This window comes from Acinetobacter sp. CE-15 (assembly GCF_051059255.1).
Taxonomy (GTDB): Bacteria; Pseudomonadota; Gammaproteobacteria; order Pseudomonadales; family Moraxellaceae; genus Acinetobacter; species Acinetobacter guillouiae.
This window is the reverse complement of record NZ_CP192737.1, coordinates 2,605,541-2,631,181: the sequence shown is the minus strand read 5'-3', so window position 1 is coordinate 2,631,181 and position 25,641 is coordinate 2,605,541. Positions and strand designations below refer to the sequence as shown.

Here is a 25,641-nt window from a genome sequence, read left to right as displayed (position 1 = left end):
TTTAGTTGTACAGATGCTTGAGCAATAAAAAAGGCATTCAATTTTGAATGCCTTTTTGAGCTTATCTTTACTTTATAAAGATTAACGCATTTTTGCCAAGAAACGACTTAAGCGATTCATTGCTTCACGTAATTCATTTTCTGCGGGGAGGAATACCACACGGAAATGATCAGGTGTAGGCCAGTTAAAACCTGTTCCTTGAACCAGTAAAACTTTTTCAGCTTTGAGGAAATCTAACATGAATTTTTCATCATCTTCAATTGGATAGATTTCAGGATCTAGTCTAGGGAAACAATACATCGCACCTTCTGGTTTTACGCACGACACACCAGGAATATCGTTAAGCATTTCCCAAGCAATATTGCGTTGTTCATACAAACGACCACCTGGGCGGATCAAATCATTAATCGATTGATAGCCGCCTAAAGCAGTTTGAATCGCATATTGGGCTTGATGGTTGGCACATAAACGCATTGAGGCAAGCATGTCCAAGCCTTCGATGTAATCCATTGCACGTGACTTATCACCCGTAATCGCCATCCAACCAGAACGGTAGCCTGCAATACGATAGGCTTTAGATAAACCATTAAAAGAAACACATAAATGGTTTCCTGCTAATGCTGCAACAGAGACATGTTCGATACCGTCATACACAATTTTGTCGTAAATTTCATCTGCAAATAAAATCAGATCATGTTTTTTTGCCAATGCGACAATCTGTTCTAAAACATGGCGTGGATAAACTGAACCCGTTGGATTGTTTGGGTTAATCACCACAATACCACGAGTATTCGGGGTGATTTTACTTTCCATATCCGCCATATCAGGATACCAGTAGTTTTGGTCATCACATTTATAGTGAATCGCTGTACCACCTGATAGATTTACGGCTGCCGTCCATAATGGGTAATCTGGCATTGGAACCAGCATTTCATCGCCATCATCCAATAAACCTTGCATCGCCATAACGATCAGTTCGGATACACCATTCCCGATATACACATCTTTGACATGTAAATCTAAGATGCCTTTTTGCTGATAATACTGACAAATGGCTTTACGCGCAGGGAAGATCCCTTTTGAATCTGTATAACCGACAGCATTAGGCAAATTTAAAGCCACATCATTGATAATTTCTTGCGGGGCTTCAAAGCCGAACGGGGCGGGGTTACCGATATTTAATTTAATAATTTTATGACCGGCTTCTTCCATCTCATTGGCCGCTCGTAACACTGGTCCACGAATGTCGTAGCAAACATGCTCTAGCTTTGACGATTTCTTGATTTCACGTGGGGTTGTGTTACCTAAAACGGACATAATTTTATCCAATTATTTTGAGTTAAAAAAATAGATTACTGAAATATCACAATCTATGTTGAAATTTAGCTAGAAATTTTCCAAGCTCTAGCGTAAATATGGAAGTACTGAAGCATGACATTGAATGTCAAAGATTTAAAGGAGTTTAATGATGGGAAAACTCAATAAAACAGACCGAGAATGGCAAAGAGAGTTATCACCAGAGGAATTTAAAATCACTCGACAAAAGGGCACTGAAGCTGCCTTTACTGGAAAGTATTGGAATTCCAAGCAGCATGGAACCTATGTATGTCGATGTTGTGGGGAAGAATTATTCTCTTCAGAAACCAAATATGACAGTGGTTGTGGTTGGCCGAGCTTTTTTAAACCGATCAATAATACTGTTATAGAAGAACAAGATGATCATTCGCATGGTATGGAACGTGTAGAAATTATATGCCATCATTGCGACGCTCATTTGGGGCATGTATTTGAAGATGGACCACAACCAACGGGCTTACGCTACTGCGTAAATTCCGCTTCTTTAGAATTAAAATCACAAGAAAAAGGCGACGAGGAAACGTATCCATGACCAACATTTATCAGTTTGAGGCTGAGCTGTTAGAGGGTGAAAATAAATCTTTTTCTGATTATGAAGGAAAAGTTTTATTGATTGTAAATACTGCAAGTAAATGTGGCTTCACTCCACAATTTGCAGGATTAGAAAAGGTTTACGAGAAATATAAAGACCAAGGTCTTGAAGTTTTAGGATTTCCTTGTAACCAGTTCGGTGGACAAGACCCAGGTACAAATGAGCAAATCGGTGCTTATTGCCAACGCAATTATGGTGTTTCTTTTCCAATGTTCGCTAAAGTGAATGTAAAAGGGCCTGAAGCGCATGTGATATTCCGTTATTTAACCAATAACAGTAAAGGCATACTCGGCAGTGGCATTAAGTGGAATTTCACCAAATTCTTAATTAATAAGAAAGGCGAAGTGATTAACCGCTATGCACCAACCACGAAGCCTGAGGATATAGAACAGGATATTGAAAAAGCTTTAGCAGAATAACCTGTTGTAAAGACCAAAATAAGACTGAGGATATAATGCAATTAGACACTACAGTTGAATTTTGGACTAATCCGCAAATGCCCTATGTCGAAACACGTAGGGCATGTCAAAGCCGTATTTGCTATAAATCACATAGCCATCCGACCTTTTCGATTGGTGCTGTAGATTGTGGAATAAGTCGCTTTAGTAGCTATTTTGCCAGTGAGGAGCAAATTCAAACAGGAAGCGTAGTGATCATTCCTGCTGAGGTGGAACACGCATGTAATCCACTGGAAAATCAAGCATGGAGTTATCAGATGATGCATTTAGATGCACATTGGGTTGCTCAACTCGTTTCAGAATTAGTCAAAGATATTGAGCAGCTTTATCCCCATCATATTCCGTTGCTAAAACCACAAATTTTAACAAACCCACATATATACCAAGCATTTACGCAGTTAAATCAGCTGTTATTTGATCCAACCATATCGATTTTATTCAAACAACAACAATTAATTGAAGTGCTGAGTGAAATATTATTGCCCAATTTTGAATTTACGTTATTAAAGCAGTCTGATTATTTTCAAAAGCATTTGGGGGCAATTATTGATGATATGAAGCATAGTAAACAGATGCTTTCTTTAGAGGATCTCAGTCAAAGCCTCGGGATTAGTCGTTATGCCATTATTCGCTTGTTTAAAAATAATTTTGGCTTAACACCACATGCGTATCAATTAAATCAAAAAATAAATATAGCCAGAAAGCGTTTGAAGTCTGGAGAAGCAATTATTCAAGTTGCACATGATTTGGGGTTTACAGACCAAAGTCATTTTCATCATGTGTTTAAATCGCATACAGGAATCACGCCGAAGCAGTTTCAAGCGCAGTTTGTCATGCTCTAACTGCGCAATTATCTACAAGATAATAGGTTCTAAAATGTTTAAGCTTATCTAAATATTTTTTGGATCGAGTAATGCAACTGTTCATTATTGTGATTGTCACCCATTTCATCGCTTTACTTTCACCCGGCCCTGATTTTTTTCTTATTTTAACCTCATTGTTTCGAAATGGGCCACATGCGGCGAGAGCTGTTTGTTTAGGGATCGTCTTGGGAAATGTTGCCGTGATAGGCCTTATTTGGGGCTCATTGTTTTTTCTTGGCAAATTCGATGATGAAATTTTAAAGCTGGTAAAATGGGGCTGTATTGCTTATTTAAGCTATTTGTCTTATCGATGTTTTATATTTGCACAACAAGCAAAGCTAACAGTGGATTACCATCTAGAACACCAAAATAAACCCACCTTTGCATGGATGAAATATGTCTTACTGGGGGTACAGTCGAGTTTATTAAATCCTAAAAATATTCTGTTTTATAGCAGTATTATTATGGCAATTTATCAACACTATAATGTTGTTCAACTGACTTTAACCTGTCTGTGGATGGTGAGTGTAGTTTTGATCTGGAACTTGTTTTTGGTGCGATTGATGACTCAAAATAAAGCTATGCATTGGTTTAAAACCAAAATCAAATATATTTATTATCTTTCATCCTTTTGCTTTGGCTTATTTGCTGCGGCTTTGTTGCTGAATTAATCAAATAAAATTAGCTCAAATAAAAACATGCCTATCTAATAAAGATCTTTGATAAATCAAAAAATGATCATGTAGAGTGAATCATATTGGTATTGAAAGTCCCTTCTCCCACTGGGCATTGGTATCTACACATCTTTTTGTAGAGACTCTAATGCAATTTCAGCAATCAGCTTAAGGTCATCAACCGAATGTTCAGATAATAATTGTAGTGTATTCAGTAATATTGACAGACCAGCCAAAATTGCAGGAGCACTTTCCCTTGTTCCTCTTTTTTGTTGTCTTCCTGATAGACGTGTTAGAAAGACTCTAACTCTTGAATTTTTCTCATCATTTTCTCGCTGTATTCGCCAAGTTAACACACATGCCATACTTGCAATTAAGAGTCGTCTTAATATCGCTTGCGGAGTTGTTTGTAGCCATGACTCAATGTCATGGCCCGCCTGTTTTAACAACTTAAAATAGTTTTCTATTTTCCAACGCCAGTAATACCAAGTTGCCAATTCTATACTTGGAATTTCTGATGATACATTACTTAATAAGCTCCAACGAGAAAGTGATTTTCCTTGCTTATTTTTAACTTCAACTACAATCAGTCGAACGGTTAATGACTTTCCCTTTTGTGGTGGAACTCTTTTTCCCGTTTCGTCTTTCTGCATTGGTCTTGCATTACGTGTAATACTGATTTGAGTTTCACCAACATAGAGTTGTTCGCAATTCCCTTTATATTGAATTGTATGGGTTTGTGTAGTTGGTATTTGGTCTGACACTTCCCTTAACTTAACATCTTCTCCTTGATATTCAACACGATTTCCTTCTTTACCTCGAATAAGAAATAAATGTTCTTGTTGATTCAATAATCTAAGATGAGCAATTGAATCTCCTTCACGATCAATAATATGTACGAGTTTCTTTTCTATTGGTAAAGACTCAATATGTTCGATTTGTTCACATAGTGCATTTAAGTGGGTTTCTTTTATTTTATGCCCATCAGTAAATGTTGAATAACGTCCAGTAGCATCACATAAAGTTTGATCTAATGGTGCAATGGGTAAACCCGTTTCAGCATCAATTAATAAACTGCTTTGTAATTCATAGCCTTTGTCACTTGCATGTGTTCTTTTGAATCTATTTAACTTGTTGTTATGTTTGAAATATTGTAGTTGAGACCAATCATGAGCAACTAAGGCATAGTGGTGATTCGATAGAGCGATTTGTTCAAGCGCAAGTTTCTGAAGAGGCTGATTGAGTTGTTGAAATGAAACGTTTTCGTTATTTAAGAAACGCCAAACTGCTTGGGTTGTAGCAAAGCTAGTCTTTTGGGTAGAGGCAATATCTTTAAGCGCTGGGGCTAATGAAGCAAGTGGATTCATATTAAGTTTTACAAGACTTCCGTAGCGTTTAACTAATCGGTTATCTAAGTGTGGAATGTTAAATTGGAGAGCATGCTCTCCAATTTAACTTAAATAGATTTAATTGTGTAGATACCTATGCCCAGTGGGAGAAGGCTAGGATGAGGGTGCTTTTTATGTTGATTTATAGTTTTAAAAAGGACTTATGAAAGAAGCCTAATAAAGATCTAGATAGGCATTCTCTTTTACATTATGTTGTCATCTGATTCAATTTTAAAAATCAAGAATGAGATACGCTTGCTTCTTTCGATTTATTGGCTTTATTGCGTTTGAATAACATGTTGTGAATATCATCAATAAAAGTATACACAACAGGAATAACCAATAATGATAAAAAGGTACTGGTAATCAGTCCACCAATTACAGAGATTGCCATCGGTGCTCTAAAACTTGGATCTGTACCTATTCCTAAGGCAATCGGAAACATACCTGCACCCATCGCTAAAGTGGTCATAATAATGGGCCGTGCACGCTTATGGCAGGCATCTAAGAGCGCATTCATCCGTGAATACTGCCGTTCATTACGGGCGATAATTGCATAATCGACCAAAAGAATCGAGTTTTTACTGGCAATTCCCATCAGCATGATTAAGCCAATCAAACTTGGCATCGAAAAACTACTTTTTGCTAAAAGCAGTAGCACAAACGCACCACCCAGTGCCAAAGGTAATGCCACTAAAATGGTGATCGGTTGTAAGAAGTCTTTAAACAGGAGCACCAAGACCACATAGATACACAATACGCCTGTGAGCATAGCTAAACCAAAGCTAGCAAAGAGCTGTTCCATCACATCGGCATCACCCAGATTGGTACGTTTTACCGTCGGAGGTAAGTTTTTGATGGTTGGAAGTTTATCTACAGCAGCCGCAACATCGCCTAAAGGTTGATCATTGAGCTCAATATTAAAGTTGATGTTACGTAAACGGTTAAAACGGTCAATTTGTGAAGGACCGCTTTCAATATTGACTTGTGCAATGGTGCCTAACATCACTGGACCTTTACTACCAGTAATCATCAAGCGTTTAATCAGATCTTGGTCTTGACGTGCAGACAGGGGCAGTTTGATGACGATCGGAATTTGTCGTTGCGATAGGTTTAATTTTGCCAAGTTCTGATCAAAATCTCCCGCCGTGGCAATACGCACAGTTTCAGCGATATTTTGTGTGGTAATGCCTAAATCCGCAGCTTTTGCAAAGTCAGGGCGAATCACCAATTCAGGGCGAATCAATGCTGCGCTTGAGGTAATACTACCAATATTTGGAATAGTCCGGATTTCTCGTTCTACTTGACGTGCTGTATTGATTAATACATCAGGGTCATCACCTGACAGCGCAATTTGATATTGGCTGTTGTTGCCTGCAATACCGACTTGAATTCGTGCACCAGGCAGTGGAGCTAAACGTTGGCGCAAGTCATTTTCAATTTTTTGCAAACTTGCAGCACGGTCTGAACGTGCTGTGACTTGAATGGTTAAGGTTGCTTTTCTTGGTTCACTTGATGCACCACCCGCAAAAGGATCTGTACCTGCTGATCCACCGCCAATCGTGGTATAGACACTTTTAATTTCAGGATGATCTTTAATTAAACTACGGGCGTATTCTGCTGCTTTTAAGGTATCTGGAAATTGTGAACCTGGTGGAAGCTCTACACGCACTTGGGTCTGCCCAGTGTCAGGTGGTGGAACAAAGCCTGTAGGGAGTAATGGGATGAGCATCAGTGAAGCAATAAAAAATATGATGGCACTGCTTAAGGTGATCCAACGATGATTTAAACACCACGTGACCATCCGCATATAGGCGCGCATCACCCGACCATCTTTGGCACGATCATGTTGAAGTTCAAGATCACCATGATCTTTGATTGGTTGGCTTTGATCATCTAATACTTGATTGTCATGATGACTTTCAACTTTACCAACCCAAGGTTTAAGAATATAGGCTGACATCATAGGCGTCAGTAAGCGTGCCACCAAGAGTGAGGCAAAAATAGCCAAAGCCGCTGTCCAGCCAAATTGCACAAAGAATTTACCTGCAATACCACTCATAAAGGCAGTGGGTAAGAACACTGCAATCAAGGTGAAAGTTGTGGCAATCACGGCTAAACCAATTTCATCGGCTGCCTCCATGGCCGCTTCATAAGGTGTTTTCCCCATTCGAAGATGCCGGATGATATTTTCAATTTCTACAATGGCATCATCAACCAGTATTCCCACAACCAACGACATGGCTAACAGTGTGACAATATTTAAAGTAAAACCTAAGTAATACATGCCAATTAGGGCAGGTAGAATGGACAAAGGCAGGGCAGTAGCCGCAATGATCGTGGCACGCCAATCTCGTAAAAATAACCAAACCACCAAGATTGCAAGAAGTGCGCCTTCATACAGCAAGGACATTGAGCCTTTATAGTTATCAACCACAGGATTTACAAAGTTAAATGCTTCAGTGATTTTAATATCGGGATGCGCCGCTTTTAATGTTTCTAGTGCCTCTTTTACTCCGATTTCAACATCAACTTCACTTGCACCTTTACTGCGGGTAATTTCAAAGCCAATCACGGGGTGGCCATTTAACAGTGCAGCAGAACGTCGTTCAGCAATGCCATCGCGAATGCTGGCAACTTGATCGAGTCGGATATGTCTGCCATCACTCAAGGCAATATCCATTGCTGCAATTTCAGCAGCAGTTTTTACTGTGGCAATGGTACGAATAGACTGTTCACTGCCGCCTATTTTGGTTTGCCCACCAGAAGCATCTTGCTGAACAAGGCGTAATTGTCGGGTGATGTCTGTTGCTGTGGCATTTAACGCCAAGAGTTTTTCAGGATCTAATTCAACTTCAACTTGACGCGTGACACCGCCTACACGAGAAACCGCACCAACGCCTTTGACTTTTAACATTGCACGTGCAACGTCATAATCCACAAACCAAGACAGTGTTTCCTCATCCATACGAGGGGATTGGATGGTGTAGGTGAGAATCGGTGAACCTGAAAGATTGATTTTACTGACAATTGGATCACGAAGATCCGCAGGTAAATCTGAACGTACTTGTGAAACCGCGTTACGGACATCATCCACAGCTTCTTGCAGTGGTTTTTCCAGTTGGAACTCGGCAGTTACGGTAACTACACCATCTTGGATATTGGTATATTGATTTTTAAGTCCCTGTAAAGTTGCAATCGAGTTCTCAATTTTACGTGCAACTTCTGTTTCCAGTTGCGGTGGTGCTGCACCGGGTAAAGCCGCAGTAACCGTAACCATCGGTAATTCAATATCGGGAAATTGTTGGATTTTCATCCAATGAAAACACATCAAACCGGCTAAACCAAGCATGATAAAAAGCAAGATACCGGGAATCGGATTTTTAATCGACCAAGCGGAGAAATTCATGTTATTTCTCCTGCGTGCTAACGAGTTGTTTGGTCAATGGTGTATCTGGAATGGCATGACCACGTTTGATTAAATCACCATCTGACAAGAATCCTGTTCCAGAGGCAACCAGTTGAGTATTTGCTGCTAAATCAACAATTTCAACGCGATCATTTAAACGTCGACCAAGTGTGACTTTCTGTTGAGTCACTCGATTATCTTTATTGACAATAAACACATAAGAGAAACCATCACGTAAAAGTACTGCGGTTTGAGGCACTGTTAGTGCTGGCTTTTCGCCTAGATCAAACTCACCTTTGACAAACATACCCATACGAACAGCATCAGTGGTAGGTATATCCACATAAACCAAGCCATAACGTGTTTGCGGGTCAATGACTGGTGCAATCATGCGAACGCTACCTGAAACGGCTGAACGGCTAGGATCAGGTGAGGTGATATGCGCTGTCATGCCTTTTTTAAGTTTATATAAGTCTGTCGAGGTGACTTCGGCACGCCATTCCAAACGGTTATCACGGATCAAGCGGAACAGTTCTTGTCCCGTTTGTGCCAATGAGCCAACTGTTGCTGTACGTGCTGAGATAACCCCATGATCGGGTGCAATCACTTGGGTTTGCGTTAAACGAAGCTGATTACTGTCAATTTGGGCTTTGGCTGCATCTAAGCGGGCTTGTGCTGTACTTTGAGAAGTCAGGTATTTTGTCGCTTCTTGTTGTGAAATTGCACCGGTATTTTTGAGTTGTTGAATACGTTGATTATTGATACTGGCATCAGCTAGCACAGCTTTCGCTTCTGCATAATTGGCTTTTGCTGTCGCCAATTCAGCACGAATACTTTCACTGTTAATTTCAGCCAAAACTTGCCCACGTTGTACGCTATCACCAACGTTGACATTGACTTTGGTAATTCGTTGCCCCGAAAGTTCACTGCCAATCACCACTTCTTGCCATGCAGCAATATTGCCATTGGCTGTAAAGTTTTGCTTCCAGTTTTGTAGCTCGGGTTGTATCACCGTTACAGTCAGTGCTGGTTTTGCGCTAGAAGCGGATGTTGCTGCATTTTCTGGAGAAGGCTGCTTTTTATTTGAAGATTTCCATCCAATAAAAGCCACGATTAGCACAATAAAAATAATTGCAATAATGATCCCTAGTTTTGAGTTTATGCGCTTTTTTTTCATTGGGTCATGCGATTTCATTTTAGTTTTTTAAATGAGTAGAGATAAGTTGAGTATCTCTAAAGGCTCTATGTTTGGTCAAGTTGCAATACAGCGCTTAATGTGATTTTTTGAAAGTTAAGCGGTTAAATTTTGCTATAGAGAGGCCGTTGAAGTTAGTGATATTTGTTGTTTTAAGGCCTTGATTATTAGATGGCTTGAGCGGTTAAAATTATTTATATGTTTTTAATATAGAAACCATCAAGATCAGCATAATTTTGTATAAAAACTACAAAACCATTCACAATTTATAATATTTTTTAATAAATAAATACCATGAGATCTTGCTTTTTTATTTAAAAAATCACGCTTATAAAATGAGAAAGTAAGTTTAAGTAATAGTGATTATCATTTAATATGGCGGCTTAATTTAGATGACTGTTTTAGAGCCTCCTATGCGAAAAATTAAACCCTTAATTGTGATGATGGCAGTGGTGACAAGTGCTGCAATTGCGCATGCTGAACAACAAGATGCTTCATCGACTCAATCGAGCAATGGCAATGCAAAACAACTGAGTACGATTACAGTAGTCGCAAGTGCAGATGCATCAGCAGAGGGTTTAATGCCAGCGTTTGCCGGTGGACAAGTGGCTTCTGGCGGTAAAGTTGGGATATTTGGTAATCAGAAAAATATAGATACGCCGTTTAATCTAACCAGCTATACCAATCAATATATTCAAGAGCGACAAGCAAAAAGTGTTGGGGATGTTTTAAAAGCGGATCCAAGTGTTCGTGTCGGACGTGGTTTTGGTAATTTCCAAGAAAATTATTATATTCGTGGCTTTAACTTGGGTTCAGACGACACAGCCTATAACGGTTTATATTCAATTTTACCACGTCAATATATTCCTGCGGAGCTGTTTGAACGTGTTGAGGTATTAAAAGGGGCATCCTCATTTTTAAATGGAGCCATGCCAAGTAATGGTGGGATTGGTGGTGCAATTAACTTATTGCCAAAACGTGCAAGTAACGAACCACTTAATCGTGTCACAGTAGGTACGGACTTTAATGGCGGTTATATTGCCAATGATATTTCTCGACGTTTTGGTGAAGATCAACAATTCGGTGTACGTGTAAACACAGCATATCATGGTGGTGATACGGCTGTTGATAATGAAGAAGCATCTTTAGGTTTAGCTTCTATAGGCTTGGATTACCGCGGTGATCGTTTACGTCTGTCTGGCGATATGGGTTATGTGAATAATCGTTTAAAAGCGACTCGTCCAAACGTGACTTTAGGCGCGGGTATTACCGAGATTCCGAAAGCAATTGATGGCTCAGATAACTTTGCACAAAAATGGACGTATTCAAATGAAGAGGATGTTTTTGGAAGTTATCGTGCTGAATATGATTTAGCTGATAATTTAACGGCTTATGCTGCTTATGGTTTTCGACATGGCGAAGAGCAAAACAGTTTAGCAAATATGACCTTGACCAATCAGACAACAGGCGCGGGGACCATTTACCGATTTGACAATGCGCGTGTAGATATGGTCAATACTGGTGAAGTTGGTGTGCGTAGCAAAGTAAACACAGGTTCAATTGAACATAATTTAGTGCTTTCTGCATCAGCATTTCAACAGAATACCCGCAATGCTTATGTGATGGACTATAAAAATACATTAGCCAACAATATCTATAATCCAATTCAGTATGATCAACCTGCTTATTCACAAAATGCATTGTTTGGGAATAACTTAGATACGCCTAAATTAACGACTCGGACGCGTTTAAGAAGCATTGCCATTGGCGATAACCTCAAAGCTTTAGATGATAAATTAACAGTTATGCTCGGTGGACGTTATCAAACCATCATGCAAGAAAACTATAATTATGGAACTTCAATTAAATCTGGCGAATATGATGAGAGTAAGTTTACCCCTGCTTTAGGTCTAAGTTATAAAATTCTGCCTGAAGTTTCAGTTTATGCAAATTATATTGAATCTTTAGCTAAAGGTTTGAGTAATACCAATTCAACGACGAAAGAAACCACAACACTCAAACCATTCGTTGCTAAACAAAAAGAAATTGGTGCCAAATATGAAAATGATCAGTTTGGTGCAAGCCTAAGTTTGTTTGATATCGATAAGCAGCGCGCAGTACTTGAAAACAGTGTTTTTAGTGATGCGGGTAAATATGTACATCGTGGTGTTGAACTCAATACTTTTGGTCAATTGACGGATTCTTTAAAAGTGTTAGGTGGTGCAACTTGGATTGATGCAAAGCAAAAAAATACAGGAAATGTTAACTACGATAATAAAAAGGAAGTGGGTGTTTCAGAATTTCAAGCAAATGTTGGTGCTGATTGGAAATTACCAACAGTTCAAGATGTGTCTTTAAATGCTCAAGTCACTTATACAGGTTCGACTTATGCAAGTTTAGACAACAAATTGAAAGTAGGTGATTGGACAACTTTAGATCTTGGTGCGACATATAAAACTCAGTTGGGGCAAACACCGACAACTTTTAATTTCCGCGTAAATAATGTCTTCGATAAAAATTATTGGTCATCAGTTGGTCTATTCGACAACATCAACAGTACTTCTAACACCAATAACGGCTACTTGGTTGCTGGGCAACCTCGTACATTCATGCTAAGTGCTGCATTTGATTTTTAAATACCATAAAAAATGCCCCAAATTTGGGGCATTTTTTATAACAGTATATTTTTATAAAATAGCTTTTAGACGTTGAATCACTTGCTCACATTGAGCAATATCTGCGACCAATGCCATACGAACATGACCTTCACCAGGATTGCCTTGTTCAGTATCACGAGACAAATAACGCCCCGGTAAAACTTTAATGTTGGCTTTTTCTATTAACATTTTGGCAAAGTTTTCATCATGATCAACTTTTAACCAATAATAGAAGCCTGCATCGGGCTTTTGTAATGCTAAAAGATGACCGAGTTCATTTTGGAACAAATCAAATTTGGCACGATACAGTCTACGATTTTCTTCAACATGTGTTTCATCGTTCCAAGCAACAATTGAAGCCAATTGGTGTTGGACTGGCATTGCAGCGCCGTGATAAGTACGGAATTTTAAATAAGGTTTAAGTAAGTTTGCATCCCCAGCAACAAAACCTGAGCGCATACCCGGTAGGTTTGAACGCTTAGACAGTGAATGGAACACGATACAATTTTTATAATCGTCACGACCTAATTCAGCACAGACTTCCAATAAACCGATCGGTGCTTCATCAAACCACAATTCTGAGTAACATTCATCAGAGGCAATCACAAAGTCATATTGGTCAGAAAGTGCAATTAGTTTTTTAAATTGTGCTTTTGAAAGTACCGCACCAGTAGGATTTCCCGGTGTACAAACAAACAAAAGTGCGGTTTTTTCCCAAACTTCAGCAGGTACAGCATCAAAATCACCGAGGTAATTGTTATCTTCGGTACAGTTAACAAAGTATGGCTTGGCGCCAGCTAAAAGTGTTGCACCTTCATAAATCTGATAGAACGGATTAGGCATTACCACATAAGGTGCGTCATCACGATTAATCAAGGCTTGTACAAAAGAGAAAATCCCTTCACGTGTACCTGTTACTGGAAGGACATGATCTTCGGCACTGATTGCATTCAGTTTAAAACGACGGGTTAGCCACTGAGCAATACTTTCACGAAGTTCTGGTAAACCTTTGCTGTTTGGATAAGTTGAAAGGTGCTGAAAATTATCAATGATCGCTTGCTTCACAAACTCAGGAGCAGGATGCTTTGGTTCTCCAATTGAAAGTGGGATCAAAGGTAAATCTGCAGGTTTTACATCCTGAAAAAGCTGGCTTAACTTTTCAAATGGATAAGGATGTAATAAAGACAAACTAGAGTTCATGAAACAATTACCATGATAGAAAGTAAGATTAATGTTGCCCACAGATTTGATTGGATGCTTCATCTAATGCCGCTTTTAATTTTGCGGTAAAGACTTCAGCCTCAGCTTCAGTGAGGGGGGTGCCATCTTTTTTGGTGACAAAGAAAATATCTTCTGCTTTTTCACCCAGCGTGGCGATTCTAGCAGAATGTATGTCTAAACCTTGCATCATAAATAAACCACCAACGCGTGCAAGTAAGCCCGGTTGGTCGAGGGTAGAGATTTCTACCATATTTTGCTGCAAAGCTTCGTTAAGTGTTACATCCACGGTATTTTCAATATCGAAGTGGCGAAGTTGACGTGGAATACGACGTTGCATCAAACCCGGATATTTATCTGATTCGCTTAAGGCTTTAATTAACGCCTGTTTGACTGTTTCTTCACGTTCAGGATCGGTTAATAAGGTACCGAAACGATCCAAGACCACATAAGTATCTAAACTAAAGGCTTTGGTTGCAGTGATAATCCGTGCATCTTGGACATCCAGATTCATACGATCCAAAATTGCCACTGTGGTGGCAAACAGATTGGGTTGGTCTTGAGTATAAATAAAGATCTGTACAGCATCTTGTGCTGCTTTACGGTGCGCACGCATGAGCACCAATGGTGCAGGGTTGTCGCCGTGTTGCAAAATCGCGCGGGTATGCCATGCAATTTCATCTGCGGATTCTTTAAGGAAGTATTCGTCCCCAAGCTCTTGCCAAACCTTTTCAACTTGATCCAGTGGAAACTCATCCACCAAGACTTCACTTGCAGAGAATTTGGTATCTTCAATCAGCATTTGATAATCAACAGGTCGCCCCAAACCAGAACGAATTACATCACGCGCATGGGTATAGAGTTGACGCATCAAAGAAGAGCGCCATGTATTCCAAAGTTTTGGATTGGTGGCATTGATATCGGCAACCGTCAGCGTATAGAGATAATCTAAATGCTCCATATCGCCAAGCTTTTCAGCAAACTCTTTCACCACATCTGGATCTGAAATATCTTTTTTCTGTGCGGTCATCGACATCAGTAAATGGTTTTGGATGAGCCAAGCAACCAGATTACATTCGCGTTCGGTAAACCCATGCGCAAGACAGAATTCAATTGCATCTTCGGCGCCAAGTTCACTGTGATCTCCACCACGGCCTTTGGCAATATCATGGAATAATGCAGCAAGGAATACGATGTCACGGCGGACTAAGCGTTGAAATACAGAACTGACAACAGGGTAGTCTTTAGCAAAGCCAGGTTCTTTAAAACGATTTAAGTTACGAATTAACAGTAAGGTATGTGCATCGACAGTATAAATATGGAACAAGTCATATTGCATCAGTCCCATGATTTGCCCAAATGCAGGGATATAATTTCCTAATACACCATAACGTTTCATTGCCACCATGGTTTCATATAAACGATATGGAGAGCGAATGATCGCCATGAATAATGCTTGATGGGTCGGATTATCACGAAATGCTTGATCAATGCGTTTTGCTGCTAAAGTCAAAAGACGCAATGTACGTGCACGAATACCCTCGATTTCAGGGCGATTCGCTAAGATATAGAAAATTTCTAAAATAGCGCTTGGATTTTCTGAAAAGGTTTTATGTTGTTGAACGGCAAGCTTGCCATCAACCAATTTAAAATGTTCGTTAATATTTTCGATTTTACGTTCATAGTCGGGTAAGCGTGGGGTAATCACCGATTCATTAAAATAAGCCAATAACATTTCATTTAAGGTCGAAACCTGTTGCGCGGTACGATAATAACGCTTCATGAACTGTTCAATTGGATAATTTGGATGATGATCATCTTCTCGTGTATAGCCAAATTTAGCTGCAATATCACGTTGATAATCAAACAATAGACGATTTTCATCACGTTTGGTTAAACGGTGTAAATGATGGCGAATTTCCCAAAGAAAGTTTTCAGCTTCTTCCAGAACGCCCAATTCAAATTCAGAAATAAAACCCAAATGAACCAAGTCGTAAATACGATTGACTCGGAAATGTCGTTTGGCAATCCAGCCAATTTGGTTAATGTCCCGAATACCGCCGGGTGCATTTTTAATATCAGGTTCTAAATTACTTTCAGTATTGTTATGTTGTGCATAGCGTTGCGCTTGTTCATCCATCTTGGCATCAAAGAACGTCTTATCTGTCCAAGTTTGGGAAACGACACGACGAGGCCATCTTGCCAGATGTTGATTGCCAATAATTAATCGCGCTTCAATCAGCGAGGTTGCCACAGTAAGATCATTGGTGGCTTGTTCAAAACAACTACGGATACTCCGTACACTGACACCCGGTTTAAAATTTCCCACATCCCAAAGTGTAGAAATAAATTGCGTCACCGTTTGTTCTTGTTCAGGAGAAAGGTCTTCTTCTGAAAGAATCATGATGTCGACATCGGAATAGGGCAACATTTCGCGTCGCCCATAGCCACCAACAGCAAATAAACCGAGATCTGTTTGATCTAGCCCTGAATGCTTCCAGAGAAACATAAGGGCTTCATCCACCACATTTGAACGGGTACGCACAATTTCGCGTATCGTTGTACCATGATCATAGGCCTCATTTAACTGTTGTTCGACATCGCTACGCCATTGATTAATCGCTTTAATGTCATGTATATCAGTTACATATTCCAACAGAGGAGAGGTGTTGATCATGGATGTCTTGTCCGCAAATATATTGGCTAGTTGTTTAAATGAACAGTGACTTTTGCAGCCGTTTCTTGTGCAAGTTCACGTGCTTGGTCTGTTGTTTCAGCACGTGCTGTTGCCACGCCCATACGACGACGTTTAAATCCTTCAGGTTTACCGAACAGGCGTAAGTCTGTAGCAGGATTTTGCAAAGCAAGATCTAAGCCAGAGTATAAAAGATTGTTTGCATCTATACCTGCATAGATTACAGCACTTGCAGCAATACTATGCCGTTCAGTATTGACAGGTAAACCCAAAATCGCACGTGCATGTAATTCAAATTCACTTTGGAATTGTGATGCAAGTGTGACTAAGCCTGTATCGTGTGGACGCGGTGATACTTCACTAAACCATACTTTATCACCTTTTACAAACAGTTCTACCCCAAAAATTCCACAGCCACCAAGTGCTACAGTGACTTTATTGGCAATGCGTTTGGCTTCATTTAAAGCTGTTTCAGTCATTGCTTGAGGCTGCCAACTTTCTACATAGTCGCCTGAATCTTGACGATGCCCAATTGGATCACAATAAGCCGTTTCAATTTCACCTGTTTCTGGATTTTTCGAACGTACAGTGAGCAAGGTGATTTCAAAATCAAAATCAATTTGTGACTCAACGATGACCGTACCTTGATTTACTCGTCCACCAGTTTGAGCATATTCCCAAGCTGCATCTACCTCTGCATATTCTTTGACACGAGATTGTCCCTTACCAGAGGAAGACATTACAGGTTTAACAAAGTTCGGATAACCAATGTCATCACATGCAGAACGGAAGCTTTCTAAGGTATTGGCAAAACGGTAAGCAGAAGTGGGTAAACCAAGTTCTTCTGCCGCTAAGCGACGAATCCCTTCACGGTTCATGGTTAAATTCACGGCTTTTGCCGAAGGGATCACGGTTGCAATATTTTGTTGTTCGATTTCGACTAATACTTGAGTGGCAATGGCTTCAATTTCTGGAACAATAAGATTGGGTTTTACTTTTTCAATTAAAGCTTTTAATTCTGTTGCATCTGCCATGTTTAAGGCATAAGAGAAATGAGCAACTTGCATGGCAGGTGCGTTTTCGTAGCGGTCTGCCGCGTGAACTTCAACACCAAGTCGTTGTAATGAAATCACCACTTCTTTACCAAGCTCTCCTGAACCTAACAGTAAAACTTTAAATGCAGATGATTGAAGTGGGGTACCAATAGTAACGCTCATGCTATTCTTCCATGCTTGTCTTATGGACTGTTAGCATAGCAGAACTCAGGCGTGTGTTAAGGGCTGATTGACATAAAATAATGATATTGTCTAACAGATTTTTTTATAAAGTTTTTAGCTTATAGGCGGTTTGCCACTACAAATGAAGTGGTTTTGAATTTGCGTAAGGAAACTGATCAATAATTTTTGATCAATTCTTTTTACGAACCAACAGAATCAACGCAATTAGGCAGATCAGTAATTCTACAAAAAATGACCAATGCAGAATAAAGTTTAACCACCACGGCTGATAACGTGAGCTGACTTCAAAAAACACATAGGGTTGATCAATAAACGGTGCAAAAAGCCAAACATCACCTACAAAAGTATCCAAGCCAATATGTAGCAGGGCAGCACCCGAAAAAAGACTGATCATCAGGGCAGGTTTAGCCGTGTATTTTGAATGGATGAAATAAAATAAAGCGATTAGAAAGATTGGAATCCAAAATGAAAACCAATGTAAAAAATATTTATGGTGATGTACCGACCTATGATCGAATAAATAGAAATAGAATAGATCAATATCAGGAAAAACTGCACCAAGCATAATCAGCGTAAAAAAAGCTTTATTGGTGATTTTTGTCTGTTTAAATTTCTTGAGTAAAAGTTTAGCCAAGATATAGCCAGAAGGTAAGTGTGCGATAAACATATCGAGTTGCGTATTTTAAATATTATATTTGAAAGCAATCATACACAACTAATTAATTCACATGGTTTTTTATTGTAAATTGATTAAATGAAAGTATTTTAAATCCTAGAGACTTTAAATTTAAACGCTGATTTGCTAATGCATTAAAATATATTTCAAACAACAAAACTACAGATAGGTATAGACCAAACCATAGGCCAATGCTGCTGTGAGTGTTGCTAAAACAATTCTTTTAAATTTAAAATATAATCCTGTGAGTACAATAAAGCCCACCAACATTGCAAAACTTTTATTTGGCGTTTCGATCAATGGTGGGAGAGTTGCAACAATTAACATTGAACTGATTGCCGCAATTCCGATACTGCCTAATGCAATTTTTAACCATGTTGCGCCACGAGTTTGTGTGTGTTGTTGGCTTTTTTGCAGCAGATAGAATGGACCAAAGCGTGAAGCAAAATTTGCAATACCGACCAATATCCCCACCAAGATAATCTGTAAATCCATTTTAAATACTCACTTCATCAGTTTGCTTTAAAACATAATGTTTAAATAATCCCGCTAAAATTCCAGATGCAATCCCAATAAAAATTGCTGCCGACATGTTGATAAAATAACAGGCCAATGCGGAAACCACTAAAGATACAGCAACCACAAAAGTATGTTTTTTCTCAAAGGCTGCCAGTAAGAAGCTTAAGAACAATGCAGGTAATAAAAAGTCTAAAGCGGCTTGTAAAAATTGCGGCAAGTCGCTGACTTGATCTGCAAATAAACCACCTAAAAATGAACCCAAGGCCCATGACATCCAGCTAAACAAGCTGAGTCCTAGCATCCAAGACTCTGACCATTCTTGACGACGTTGGGAAAGTTTAATCATTCCAGCCGCAAAAACTTCGTCGGTTAAACCCCATGCCCATACTGCGGTCTTTTTTAGGTTTAAACGGTCTTGAATCAGGTTTTGTAAGGCTGGCCCATAAAGTACATGGCGAATATCCAGTGCAATGACTGTAAGTACTGTCATCCAAATAGATGTGCCACTGCCCAATAATGCAACCACAAGAAATTGGCTAGCACCAGCGTACATAGAGCAAGATAGAAATAAGGCTTCCCATGCACTAAAACCAAATTGGGTCGCGGATACACCAAAGGCAAAAGATACAGGCAGATAAGTAAAGATGATGGCTTGACTGTCTTTAGCGCCTTGCCAAAAGCCAGCAGTTTGGACTGAGGGATTGTGCTCTGACACAGGACACCTAAACGAGAGTAAAACAAAAGGTAAAATCAAGATTGTGTATTCTACCCGAATTTACTAGCATAGTAGCGAAATGTTTATTTAGGCGTAACTTTATGTTCGCAAATCAGTCGAAATTATTATTGAGTATGACCTTGGTGTTAGGTGTTTTAGGTTTACAAGCATGTGGTAATTCATCTTCTGAACCTAAAGAAAAAGTTGAAATTAAAGCTGCGCCAAAACTAACCAATGATGCGACAACCTATGCCAATGAAGCATGGAAGCTGATCAATCAGGTGGAACCCTTTGTCTACCGTAAGCAATTGAATTTGATTGAAGACAATGTACGTAAACCTTTACGGAAATTAAGTACCGACTGGCGTATCAATGTCAAAATGACCGATTCAGTGACAGAAGGTAAATACGCGTTGTGTCGTAAAGCCATGACCAGTTTAGATACTTGGGCAAGATCGACATTGGAAAAAGATGGTGAAATGCAAAAAAATCAAGCGCAATATGAGCGTGATAAAGCCCAGTGCAAAGATGCAATTGAAAATCCAAGTTTAGGCAATACCAAAGCAAATAATAATATTTTTTAACAGACCCTAGTAAATGGCGCAAATATGCGCCATTTTTTATTGATACAGATCTAGGTTAAGTACGTTCAGTGTTACTTAAGGTTTTAATGGATTGGTTGATGCAGTTTTCACTGCTTTGTCTTTAGCAGCGGTTGATTTTGCAGCAGCGTCATTTTTTACTGCTTTGGTTGTAGCTTCAGCTTTTGCTTTGCTTGCAGCAGTTTCAGTTTTTAACTTTGTCGCTGTTTCTTTCGGTTTCGCTTCAACAGCTTTGGTTGCAGCTACACTTTTGTCTTTTGCTTGAGTTGCATCAGCTTTGGCTTTTGTACTTGCAGCCGTCGCTTTTTGAGTCGCTTGAGCTGCAGGATTTGCCGCAACACATTTGCCGCCTTTATGGTTTGGGCCTGTACCACCAACCAATGTTGTACCTTTAGGGCATGCAAATGCAGAAGCGCTAAGTACAGTGAATAATCCCGCTGTGAGCAATGTTGTGATTTTTTTCATTTATTTCAACTTTTATTGAGATGGCATTAGCGCCTAGCTAAAATATAATTGTATTTTTCACAAAGTAGAATAAATAATTTGTATATTTTATTTATAAAATGATTATATATTCCAGCCGTTTAAGGTGAATTTAATAATTGTCTAAAAGTAGAAAAGTGATGTGTTAAATTAGAGTTGGCCGAGTGAGTGGGCAATAGAATGTAATTGATTGATATCTAATATTTCTATTTTTTTAAAGGCAATTTTTAAAACACCTTGTTGTTCGAGTAAATGTAATTCTTGATTAATGGTCTGGCGTGAGCATTTGAGCAGCAATGCCAATTGTTCTTGAGATAAATGAATGATGTTATTTTCAATACGGATATGATTGCCATAGCCGTTTAGGATAAACATCAAACGCTGAGCCAATCGTTGTTGTATATGCTGGGTTTGAATTGAGATGAGCTCTAAAAAAGCAAAGCGAAGTTTTTGACTGGTCAATTGGGCGATATGGAACCAATATTGCGGATAGTCATTTAAAATTTTCTGAATCGCATGGCTGGGGAGATGTAAAATTAAACATTTTCCAACAGCAATGGCATCATGAGAACGTGGTTGTTGATCCACTAAAGAAATTTCTCCAAACCACATAATCGGTTCTGCAATAGCAGCAACGGATTCATTTCCTTCAATATCAATATAGCCTAAGCGTACCCGACCATCTAAGACCGCATAGATACCATTAAATAGATCGCCAGATCTGAAAATCGCTTGGTCACGCTCAAATTTTTGATAATGGGCTTGTTGTTGAATCAATTGTTGAAAAGGAATAGGCAGTTGTGAATACCATAAGTTCTTTGATAATAATTCAAGGTCCGTTGAATTGAGCACAATATATCCTTTTATGTATCATTGTTAATCTTTGCTTTGATTTTCTAAATATATCTAACTGCATAGTCAGTAGGATAGAAAGTTCCTTAGATAAAATCAGTAGCGATAAGCACTGAGTAGAACCATTTACAATCCTCCTTTAAGAGCAACAATTTAGCGTGAATATGACAGAGTCACTGGCCATAATGTATCAATAAATTTATTGTGAAAGCTGTTGTTATCTACTTCTTTGCAAATTTAAATGAAAAATCAATTCAACTTGTCAGCTAGACGACAACTTTTATCTTAGCGTTTTTATATAGTGAAATGAAGAGATTAACAAGGACGCTGAAAATGAACAGATTAGAACAACTTCTTAGCCAGTACGCAGCTTATCATTTAGACCATAAAAATGTATTTACGCATTTTATTGGTATTCCGATGATCGTATTTTCAATTATGTGTTTAACGGCTAGAGCAGGGGTGATGCTTTTGGGTTTTGAAATCACTTTGGCATTGATTCTACTGGTTTTAAGTGTGATTTATTATTTAAGTCTGGATAAATCATTCGGCTTTTTAATGTTGCTTATTTATGCAGTGGCCTATCCATTTGCCTATAAAATTGCCCAATTAGGCATGGGAACTTGGCTAAGTATCAGCATTGGTACCTTTGTTGTAGGATGGGTATTCCAATTTGTAGGGCATTTTTATGAAAAGAAAAAACCTGCATTTGTTGACGATTTAGTTGGTTTAGCGATTGGTCCATTATTTGTCTTGGCTGAATTTGTATTCTTGCTGGGTTTTCGTAAAGATCTACAAGAAAAAATGCTAGCAGAAGCCAGAAAGCAACGTACTGCAATGGATGAAAAATCATTACAGGCTTTACACGCGAAATAATCTGAAAGATAACCAATCCAAATCAAGATAAAACCCTTTAAGTCAGTAATTTAAACTGGCTTAAAGGTTATCGACTTCTATATTTTTGTTTATTTTAGAATAAGAATTCTTTGATAAATATCACTAAACCAAAGAAAAAAATGGCGCAACCAATATAAAATTTTATTTTTTTAATCAGTGAAGAATTGAACATTGGCATCGTCATATGGTCTGTATAGTATTTCATTGGATTGCTTCTAAATAACGGCGATTCACTTCTTCCCAATTCACAACATTATAAAATGCCGCAATATATTCGGGACGACGGTTTTGGTATTTTAAATAATAAGCATGTTCCCAGACATCTAAAGCCAGCACCGGGATATTGCCATTCATCAGTGGTGAATCTTGATTAGCACTGCTTTCTACGATGACTTTCTTTTCAGGGGTTACACTTAACCATGCCCAGCCACTGCCAAATCGTGTCAGTGCTGCTTTAGTAAAGGCTTCTTTAAATTTTTCAAAACCACCAATATCTCTGTCAATTGCTTCAGCGATTTGTTTAATTGGCTCTCCACCGCCTTGAGGGCTCATTACTGTCCAGAATAAAGAGTGGTTGGCATGTCCACCACCATTATTAATCACACTATTTTTAAGATCAGCAGGAACTTCATTCACTTTTGAAACCAGTTCTTCAATCGACAACTTTTCCCATACTGTGCCTTCAACTGTGGCATTGATATTATTGATATAGGTTTGATGGTGTTTGGTATGGTGGATTTCCATTGTTTTTGTATCAATATTAGGTTCAAGTGCATCATATGTATAAGGCAGTTGTGGTAGAGAGTAAGCCATGAAGCAATCCTGTGATGTTAAATATGGTGATAATGCTAATAATTATCATTATTATATATGAGCATCAAAAGTGCAACCCACTTAACTTTATTATTGTGTAGCTGTTTTCAAAATAGAGATGATGAATTGGGGCAGGGTCTTAGCGATAGACGCTTGGAACGTTGTATGCTGTAAATAAATATCGTGTATATTTACTGGAATATTATAATTTTAAATGTTGATAATTTTTTATAAAAACCTGAATACGTGTTTCATTAAAAACAGGGCTGACCTTATAGAGATGAGATGAATGATCAAGATGGTCCACAAATTAATCAACAGATCGTTGAATCTACATTTAGAAAATAAGTTTTAAATATTCGTCAGACATTTATAAACCAAACTAAAACCAGCGAAAGATTCTATTACGAAAAAAAACAGGTTGAAGAAGTCTTCAACCTGTCTCATTAAAGCATGAGATCCGTTTATACGTTAAAACGGAAGTGCAAGACATCACCATCTTGAACGATGTAAGTTTTACCTTCTAAACGCCATTTTCCTGCTTCTTTAGCACCGTTTTCACCGTTGTATTGGATGAAATCATCATATGCAATACATTCTGCACGAATAAAGCCTTTCTCAAAGTCAGTGTGGATTACACCCGCAGCTTGAGGTGCAGTTGCACCCACTTTTACAGTCCAAGCACGAACTTCTTGAACACCCGCTGTAAAGTAAGTTTGTAAGCCTAGTAAGCTATAACCTGCACGAATTACCACATTTAGACCTGGTTCTTCCATGCCTAATGCTTCAAGGAATTCAGCACGATCTTCATCATCCAACAATGAAATTTCAGCTTCGATTTGGTTGCAAAGCGGAACAACGATTGCATTTTCCTCAGCAGCTAACTTTTTCACAGCTTCAAGGTGTGGGTTGTTTTCAAAACCATCTTCTGCAACGTTTGCAATATACATGGTCGGTTTTAATGTCATTAAACCAAAACCACGCACAAGTTTACGTTCATCATCATCTAAATCTGCTGCACGAGCTGGCTTGCCTTCATCAAGTAAAGGTAGAATTTTTTCTAAAACTGCTTTTGTTGCAAGCGCTTCTTTATCACCGCTTTTAGCTGATTTTGCCAAACGTGTAACTGCTTTCGTTACGGTTTCTAAGTCAGCAAGTGCAAGTTCAGTATTAATCGTTGCAATATCATCTAATGGATCAATTTTACCATTTACATGAATTACGTTTTCATCTTCAAAACAGCGTACAACATGTGCAATTGCATCAGTTTCACGGATGTTTGCAAGGAATTGGTTACCCAAACCTTCGCCTTTAGATGCACCCGCAACTAAACCTGCAATATCTACAAATTCCATCGTAGTTGGAATAACACGTTGTGGTTTAACAATGGCTGTTAATTTGTCTAAACGTGGATCAGGTACAGGTACGATGCCTGTATTTGGTTCAATGGTACAGAATGGGAAGTTTTCCGCAGCAATAGCAGCTTTAGTCAATGCATTGAAAAGTGTAGATTTACCAACGTTCGGCAAGCCGACAATACCGCAATTAAAACCCATGAAATAACTCACAAAGTGTTATATAAAAATTGCGGATGATTTTACATGAAAGCCATGACAAAGTCAGGTCTGCGACCTATAAGTTTTTAAACAGATCATGACTATATTATATGCTGTGCTAAATATTTGAGTGTAAATAGAGTTTAATTGAGCAAAATAATAGTGCAGTTAGAGAAATTGTGAAGGCATATAAATTCTATTGACCAGGATATTCCCAACCCTAGTATGCTTATATCTATACAATATTTACCTGATTTCAGGGATATGTTGATCAATGTTTATTGGTTATTTTTTAACTTCTTTATTGAATAGAAGTATTTAAAATGACTAAACATTATTCAAATGTAAACCTTGTCAACAAGACAAATAAGACTATATCAGAAATTAAGTTTTTACATCGTTATGATTCAGATGTATATAATTATGGCGATAAAGATATTTTAGAGAAAGAAAAACCTTATTTGATTTGTGTCGCAGAGTATTGGACAGGTTTTCTAAGAGTCGGTGTTGATTATTGGTGGATCCAATTTAAACTCGAAAATAAAACATATACTTGCAAGGCTAATTTCTTTTGTACGTTAATGTCAGAAGATGGTGGTAAAGATGTGACTGTCGAAGTGCATACTGACAAAATGCATATTAAACCAGCCAAGTCCAGTAGTTGCTATGTTGGTTTATATGAGCCTTCACTTCTTGCTGAACAATTTGAACAAGAGTTGATATTGTCTGGTATAGCGACTGAACCTCAACCGGCTTCAGCATTTAAAAAATGCAATTGCGATTAA

Annotated in this window: 22 protein-coding genes; 8 read left to right on the top strand and 14 right to left on the bottom strand. The window is 38.6% G+C overall.

The window, feature by feature from the left end; genetic code table 11:
* Window positions 1–81: 81 nt before the first annotated feature.
* Window positions 82–1,317, bottom strand: coding sequence for a pyridoxal phosphate-dependent aminotransferase (locus tag ACQ7EO_RS12260; protein ID WP_004720962.1), 1,236 nt, complete (start codon window positions 1,315–1,317; stop codon window positions 82–84).
* Between the two features lie 151 nt (window positions 1,318–1,468).
* On the opposite strand from ACQ7EO_RS12260, the gene msrB reads away from it, so the two are divergent.
* The 4 genes from msrB to ACQ7EO_RS12240 all read left to right on the top strand — a co-directional run bounded on the left by msrB (window position 1,469) and on the right by ACQ7EO_RS12240 (window position 3,940).
* Entirely contained in the window at window positions 1,469–1,888 is a 420-nt protein-coding gene (msrB, locus tag ACQ7EO_RS12255) for a peptide-methionine (R)-S-oxide reductase MsrB (RefSeq protein WP_004821128.1), read from the top strand.
* Entirely contained in the window at window positions 1,885–2,367 is a 483-nt protein-coding gene (locus tag ACQ7EO_RS12250; RefSeq protein ID WP_096733977.1) for a glutathione peroxidase, read from the top strand. Before msrB ends, ACQ7EO_RS12250 begins: the two co-directional genes overlap by 4 nt.
* 35 nt (window positions 2,368–2,402) lie before the next feature.
* Window positions 2,403–3,248, top strand: coding sequence for an AraC family transcriptional regulator (locus ACQ7EO_RS12245; RefSeq protein WP_434277443.1), 846 nt, complete (start codon window positions 2,403–2,405; stop codon window positions 3,246–3,248).
* 71 nt (window positions 3,249–3,319) lie between these two features.
* Window positions 3,320–3,940 (top strand): LysE family translocator, encoded by a 621-nt coding sequence (locus ACQ7EO_RS12240; protein ID WP_434277442.1) that lies wholly within the window; start codon window positions 3,320–3,322, stop codon window positions 3,938–3,940.
* A 125-nt stretch (window positions 3,941–4,065) separates the two neighbouring features.
* Here the strand turns inward: ACQ7EO_RS12240 and ACQ7EO_RS12235 are convergent, their stop codons facing one another.
* From ACQ7EO_RS12235 to ACQ7EO_RS12225, 3 genes are all read right to left on the bottom strand, one after another.
* Complete coding sequence (locus ACQ7EO_RS12235) at window positions 4,066–5,310, bottom strand: transposase (protein ID WP_262086299.1); 1,245 nt, start codon at window positions 5,308–5,310, stop codon at window positions 4,066–4,068.
* Window positions 5,311–5,569: 259 nt separating this feature from the next.
* A complete protein-coding gene (locus ACQ7EO_RS12230) occupies window positions 5,570–8,740 on the bottom strand; it encodes an efflux RND transporter permease subunit (protein ID WP_434277440.1) in 3,171 nt (1,056 codons plus the stop codon).
* Between the two features lies 1 nt (window position 8,741).
* Window positions 8,742–9,935 carry an efflux RND transporter periplasmic adaptor subunit gene (locus ACQ7EO_RS12225; protein ID WP_171501854.1) on the bottom strand — a complete coding sequence of 398 codons (1,194 nt, stop codon included), beginning with the start codon at window positions 9,933–9,935 and terminating at the stop codon, window positions 8,742–8,744.
* A gap of 413 nt (window positions 9,936–10,348) precedes the next feature.
* Between ACQ7EO_RS12225 and ACQ7EO_RS12220 the strand changes: the two genes are divergently transcribed.
* On the top strand, window positions 10,349–12,571 hold the full coding sequence (locus ACQ7EO_RS12220) for a TonB-dependent receptor (RefSeq protein ID WP_434277438.1): 2,223 nt from the start codon (window positions 10,349–10,351) through the stop codon (window positions 12,569–12,571).
* A 51-nt stretch (window positions 12,572–12,622) separates the two neighbouring features.
* On the opposite strand, the gene dapC is transcribed toward ACQ7EO_RS12220, so the two are convergent.
* The 6 genes from dapC to ACQ7EO_RS12190 form a co-directional block, all read right to left on the bottom strand.
* A complete protein-coding gene (gene dapC, locus ACQ7EO_RS12215; protein WP_434277436.1) occupies window positions 12,623–13,792 on the bottom strand; it encodes a succinyldiaminopimelate transaminase in 1,170 nt (389 codons plus the stop codon).
* Window positions 13,793–13,820: 28 nt separating this feature from the next.
* Window positions 13,821–16,487: a [protein-PII] uridylyltransferase gene (gene glnD / locus ACQ7EO_RS12210; protein WP_004821140.1), complete on the bottom strand. Its 2,667-nt coding sequence runs from the start codon at window positions 16,485–16,487 to the stop codon at window positions 13,821–13,823.
* Between the two features lie 26 nt (window positions 16,488–16,513).
* Window positions 16,514–17,722 (bottom strand): formate-dependent phosphoribosylglycinamide formyltransferase, encoded by a 1,209-nt coding sequence (purT, locus tag ACQ7EO_RS12205; RefSeq protein WP_434277435.1) that lies wholly within the window; start codon window positions 17,720–17,722, stop codon window positions 16,514–16,516.
* Between the two features lie 190 nt (window positions 17,723–17,912).
* Window positions 17,913–18,410 carry a metal-dependent hydrolase gene (locus ACQ7EO_RS12200; protein WP_056510742.1) on the bottom strand — a complete coding sequence of 166 codons (498 nt, stop codon included), beginning with the start codon at window positions 18,408–18,410 and terminating at the stop codon, window positions 17,913–17,915.
* Between the two features lie 168 nt (window positions 18,411–18,578).
* Entirely contained in the window at window positions 18,579–18,914 is a 336-nt protein-coding gene (ygaH, locus tag ACQ7EO_RS12195) for an L-valine transporter subunit YgaH (protein ID WP_056510745.1), read from the bottom strand.
* Between the two features lies 1 nt (window position 18,915).
* Entirely contained in the window at window positions 18,916–19,653 is a 738-nt protein-coding gene (locus tag ACQ7EO_RS12190) for an AzlC family ABC transporter permease (RefSeq protein ID WP_434277434.1), read from the bottom strand.
* A gap of 101 nt (window positions 19,654–19,754) precedes the next feature.
* On the opposite strand from ACQ7EO_RS12190, the gene ACQ7EO_RS12185 reads away from it, so the two are divergent.
* On the top strand, window positions 19,755–20,237 hold the full coding sequence (locus tag ACQ7EO_RS12185) for a hypothetical protein (RefSeq protein WP_004720940.1): 483 nt from the start codon (window positions 19,755–19,757) through the stop codon (window positions 20,235–20,237).
* Window positions 20,238–20,312: 75 nt separating this feature from the next.
* Here ACQ7EO_RS12185 and ACQ7EO_RS12180 read toward each other — a convergent pair whose 3' ends face one another.
* Window positions 20,313–20,720: a hypothetical protein gene (locus ACQ7EO_RS12180; protein ID WP_434277432.1), complete on the bottom strand. Its 408-nt coding sequence runs from the start codon at window positions 20,718–20,720 to the stop codon at window positions 20,313–20,315.
* A 168-nt stretch (window positions 20,721–20,888) separates the two neighbouring features.
* Window positions 20,889–21,590: a Crp/Fnr family transcriptional regulator gene (locus tag ACQ7EO_RS12175; RefSeq protein ID WP_434277430.1), complete on the bottom strand. Its 702-nt coding sequence runs from the start codon at window positions 21,588–21,590 to the stop codon at window positions 20,889–20,891.
* Window positions 21,591–21,923: 333 nt separating this feature from the next.
* Between ACQ7EO_RS12175 and ACQ7EO_RS12170 the strand changes: the two genes are divergently transcribed.
* The gene (locus ACQ7EO_RS12170) at window positions 21,924–22,466 is read left to right on the top strand and encodes a DUF962 domain-containing protein (protein ID WP_434277429.1); all 543 of its coding nucleotides are present in this window, start codon (window positions 21,924–21,926) and stop codon (window positions 22,464–22,466) included.
* A 222-nt stretch (window positions 22,467–22,688) separates the two neighbouring features.
* On the opposite strand, the gene ACQ7EO_RS12165 is transcribed toward ACQ7EO_RS12170, so the two are convergent.
* Both ACQ7EO_RS12165 and ychF read right to left on the bottom strand, forming a co-directional pair.
* The gene (locus ACQ7EO_RS12165) at window positions 22,689–23,300 is read right to left on the bottom strand and encodes a superoxide dismutase (protein WP_434277427.1); all 612 of its coding nucleotides are present in this window, start codon (window positions 23,298–23,300) and stop codon (window positions 22,689–22,691) included.
* Window positions 23,301–23,764: 464 nt separating this feature from the next.
* Window positions 23,765–24,856 carry a redox-regulated ATPase YchF gene (gene ychF, locus ACQ7EO_RS12160; RefSeq protein WP_004720929.1) on the bottom strand — a complete coding sequence of 364 codons (1,092 nt, stop codon included), beginning with the start codon at window positions 24,854–24,856 and terminating at the stop codon, window positions 23,765–23,767.
* 323 nt (window positions 24,857–25,179) lie between these two features.
* Here ychF and ACQ7EO_RS12155 point away from each other — a divergent pair, with 323 nt between their 5' ends.
* Complete coding sequence (locus ACQ7EO_RS12155; RefSeq protein ID WP_434277425.1) at window positions 25,180–25,641, top strand: hypothetical protein; 462 nt, start codon at window positions 25,180–25,182, stop codon at window positions 25,639–25,641.

Bases quoted from the DNA above. Each gene is read 5' to 3' on its own strand.
- ACQ7EO_RS12260 (WP_004720962.1), bottom strand. From the start codon at position 1,317: ATGTCCGTTTTAGGTAACACAACCCCACGTGAAATCAAGAAATCGTCA.
- msrB (WP_004821128.1), top strand. From the start codon at position 1,469: ATGGGAAAACTCAATAAAACAGACCGAGAATGGCAAAGAGAGTTATCA.
- ACQ7EO_RS12250 (WP_096733977.1), top strand. From the start codon at position 1,885: ATGACCAACATTTATCAGTTTGAGGCTGAGCTGTTAGAGGGTGAAAAT.
- ACQ7EO_RS12245 (WP_434277443.1), top strand. From the start codon at position 2,403: ATGCAATTAGACACTACAGTTGAATTTTGGACTAATCCGCAAATGCCC.
- ACQ7EO_RS12240 (WP_434277442.1), top strand. From the start codon at position 3,320: ATGCAACTGTTCATTATTGTGATTGTCACCCATTTCATCGCTTTACTT.
- ACQ7EO_RS12235 (WP_262086299.1), bottom strand. From the start codon at position 5,310: ATGAATCCACTTGCTTCATTAGCCCCAGCGCTTAAAGATATTGCCTCT.
- ACQ7EO_RS12230 (WP_434277440.1), bottom strand. From the start codon at position 8,740: ATGAATTTCTCCGCTTGGTCGATTAAAAATCCGATTCCCGGTATCTTG.
- ACQ7EO_RS12225 (WP_171501854.1), bottom strand. From the start codon at position 9,935: ATGAAATCGCATGACCCAATGAAAAAAAAGCGCATAAACTCAAAACTA.
- ACQ7EO_RS12220 (WP_434277438.1), top strand. From the start codon at position 10,349: ATGCGAAAAATTAAACCCTTAATTGTGATGATGGCAGTGGTGACAAGT.
- dapC (WP_434277436.1), bottom strand. From the start codon at position 13,792: ATGAACTCTAGTTTGTCTTTATTACATCCTTATCCATTTGAAAAGTTA.
- glnD (WP_004821140.1), bottom strand. From the start codon at position 16,487: ATGATCAACACCTCTCCTCTGTTGGAATATGTAACTGATATACATGAC.
- purT (WP_434277435.1), bottom strand. From the start codon at position 17,722: ATGAGCGTTACTATTGGTACCCCACTTCAATCATCTGCATTTAAAGTT.
- ACQ7EO_RS12200 (WP_056510742.1), bottom strand. From the start codon at position 18,410: ATGTTTATCGCACACTTACCTTCTGGCTATATCTTGGCTAAACTTTTA.
- ygaH (WP_056510745.1), bottom strand. From the start codon at position 18,914: ATGGATTTACAGATTATCTTGGTGGGGATATTGGTCGGTATTGCAAAT.
- ACQ7EO_RS12185 (WP_004720940.1), top strand. From the start codon at position 19,755: ATGTTCGCAAATCAGTCGAAATTATTATTGAGTATGACCTTGGTGTTA.
- ACQ7EO_RS12180 (WP_434277432.1), bottom strand. From the start codon at position 20,720: ATGAAAAAAATCACAACATTGCTCACAGCGGGATTATTCACTGTACTT.
- ACQ7EO_RS12170 (WP_434277429.1), top strand. From the start codon at position 21,924: ATGAACAGATTAGAACAACTTCTTAGCCAGTACGCAGCTTATCATTTA.
- ACQ7EO_RS12165 (WP_434277427.1), bottom strand. From the start codon at position 23,300: ATGGCTTACTCTCTACCACAACTGCCTTATACATATGATGCACTTGAA.
- ychF (WP_004720929.1), bottom strand. From the start codon at position 24,856: ATGGGTTTTAATTGCGGTATTGTCGGCTTGCCGAACGTTGGTAAATCT.
- ACQ7EO_RS12155 (WP_434277425.1), top strand. From the start codon at position 25,180: ATGACTAAACATTATTCAAATGTAAACCTTGTCAACAAGACAAATAAG.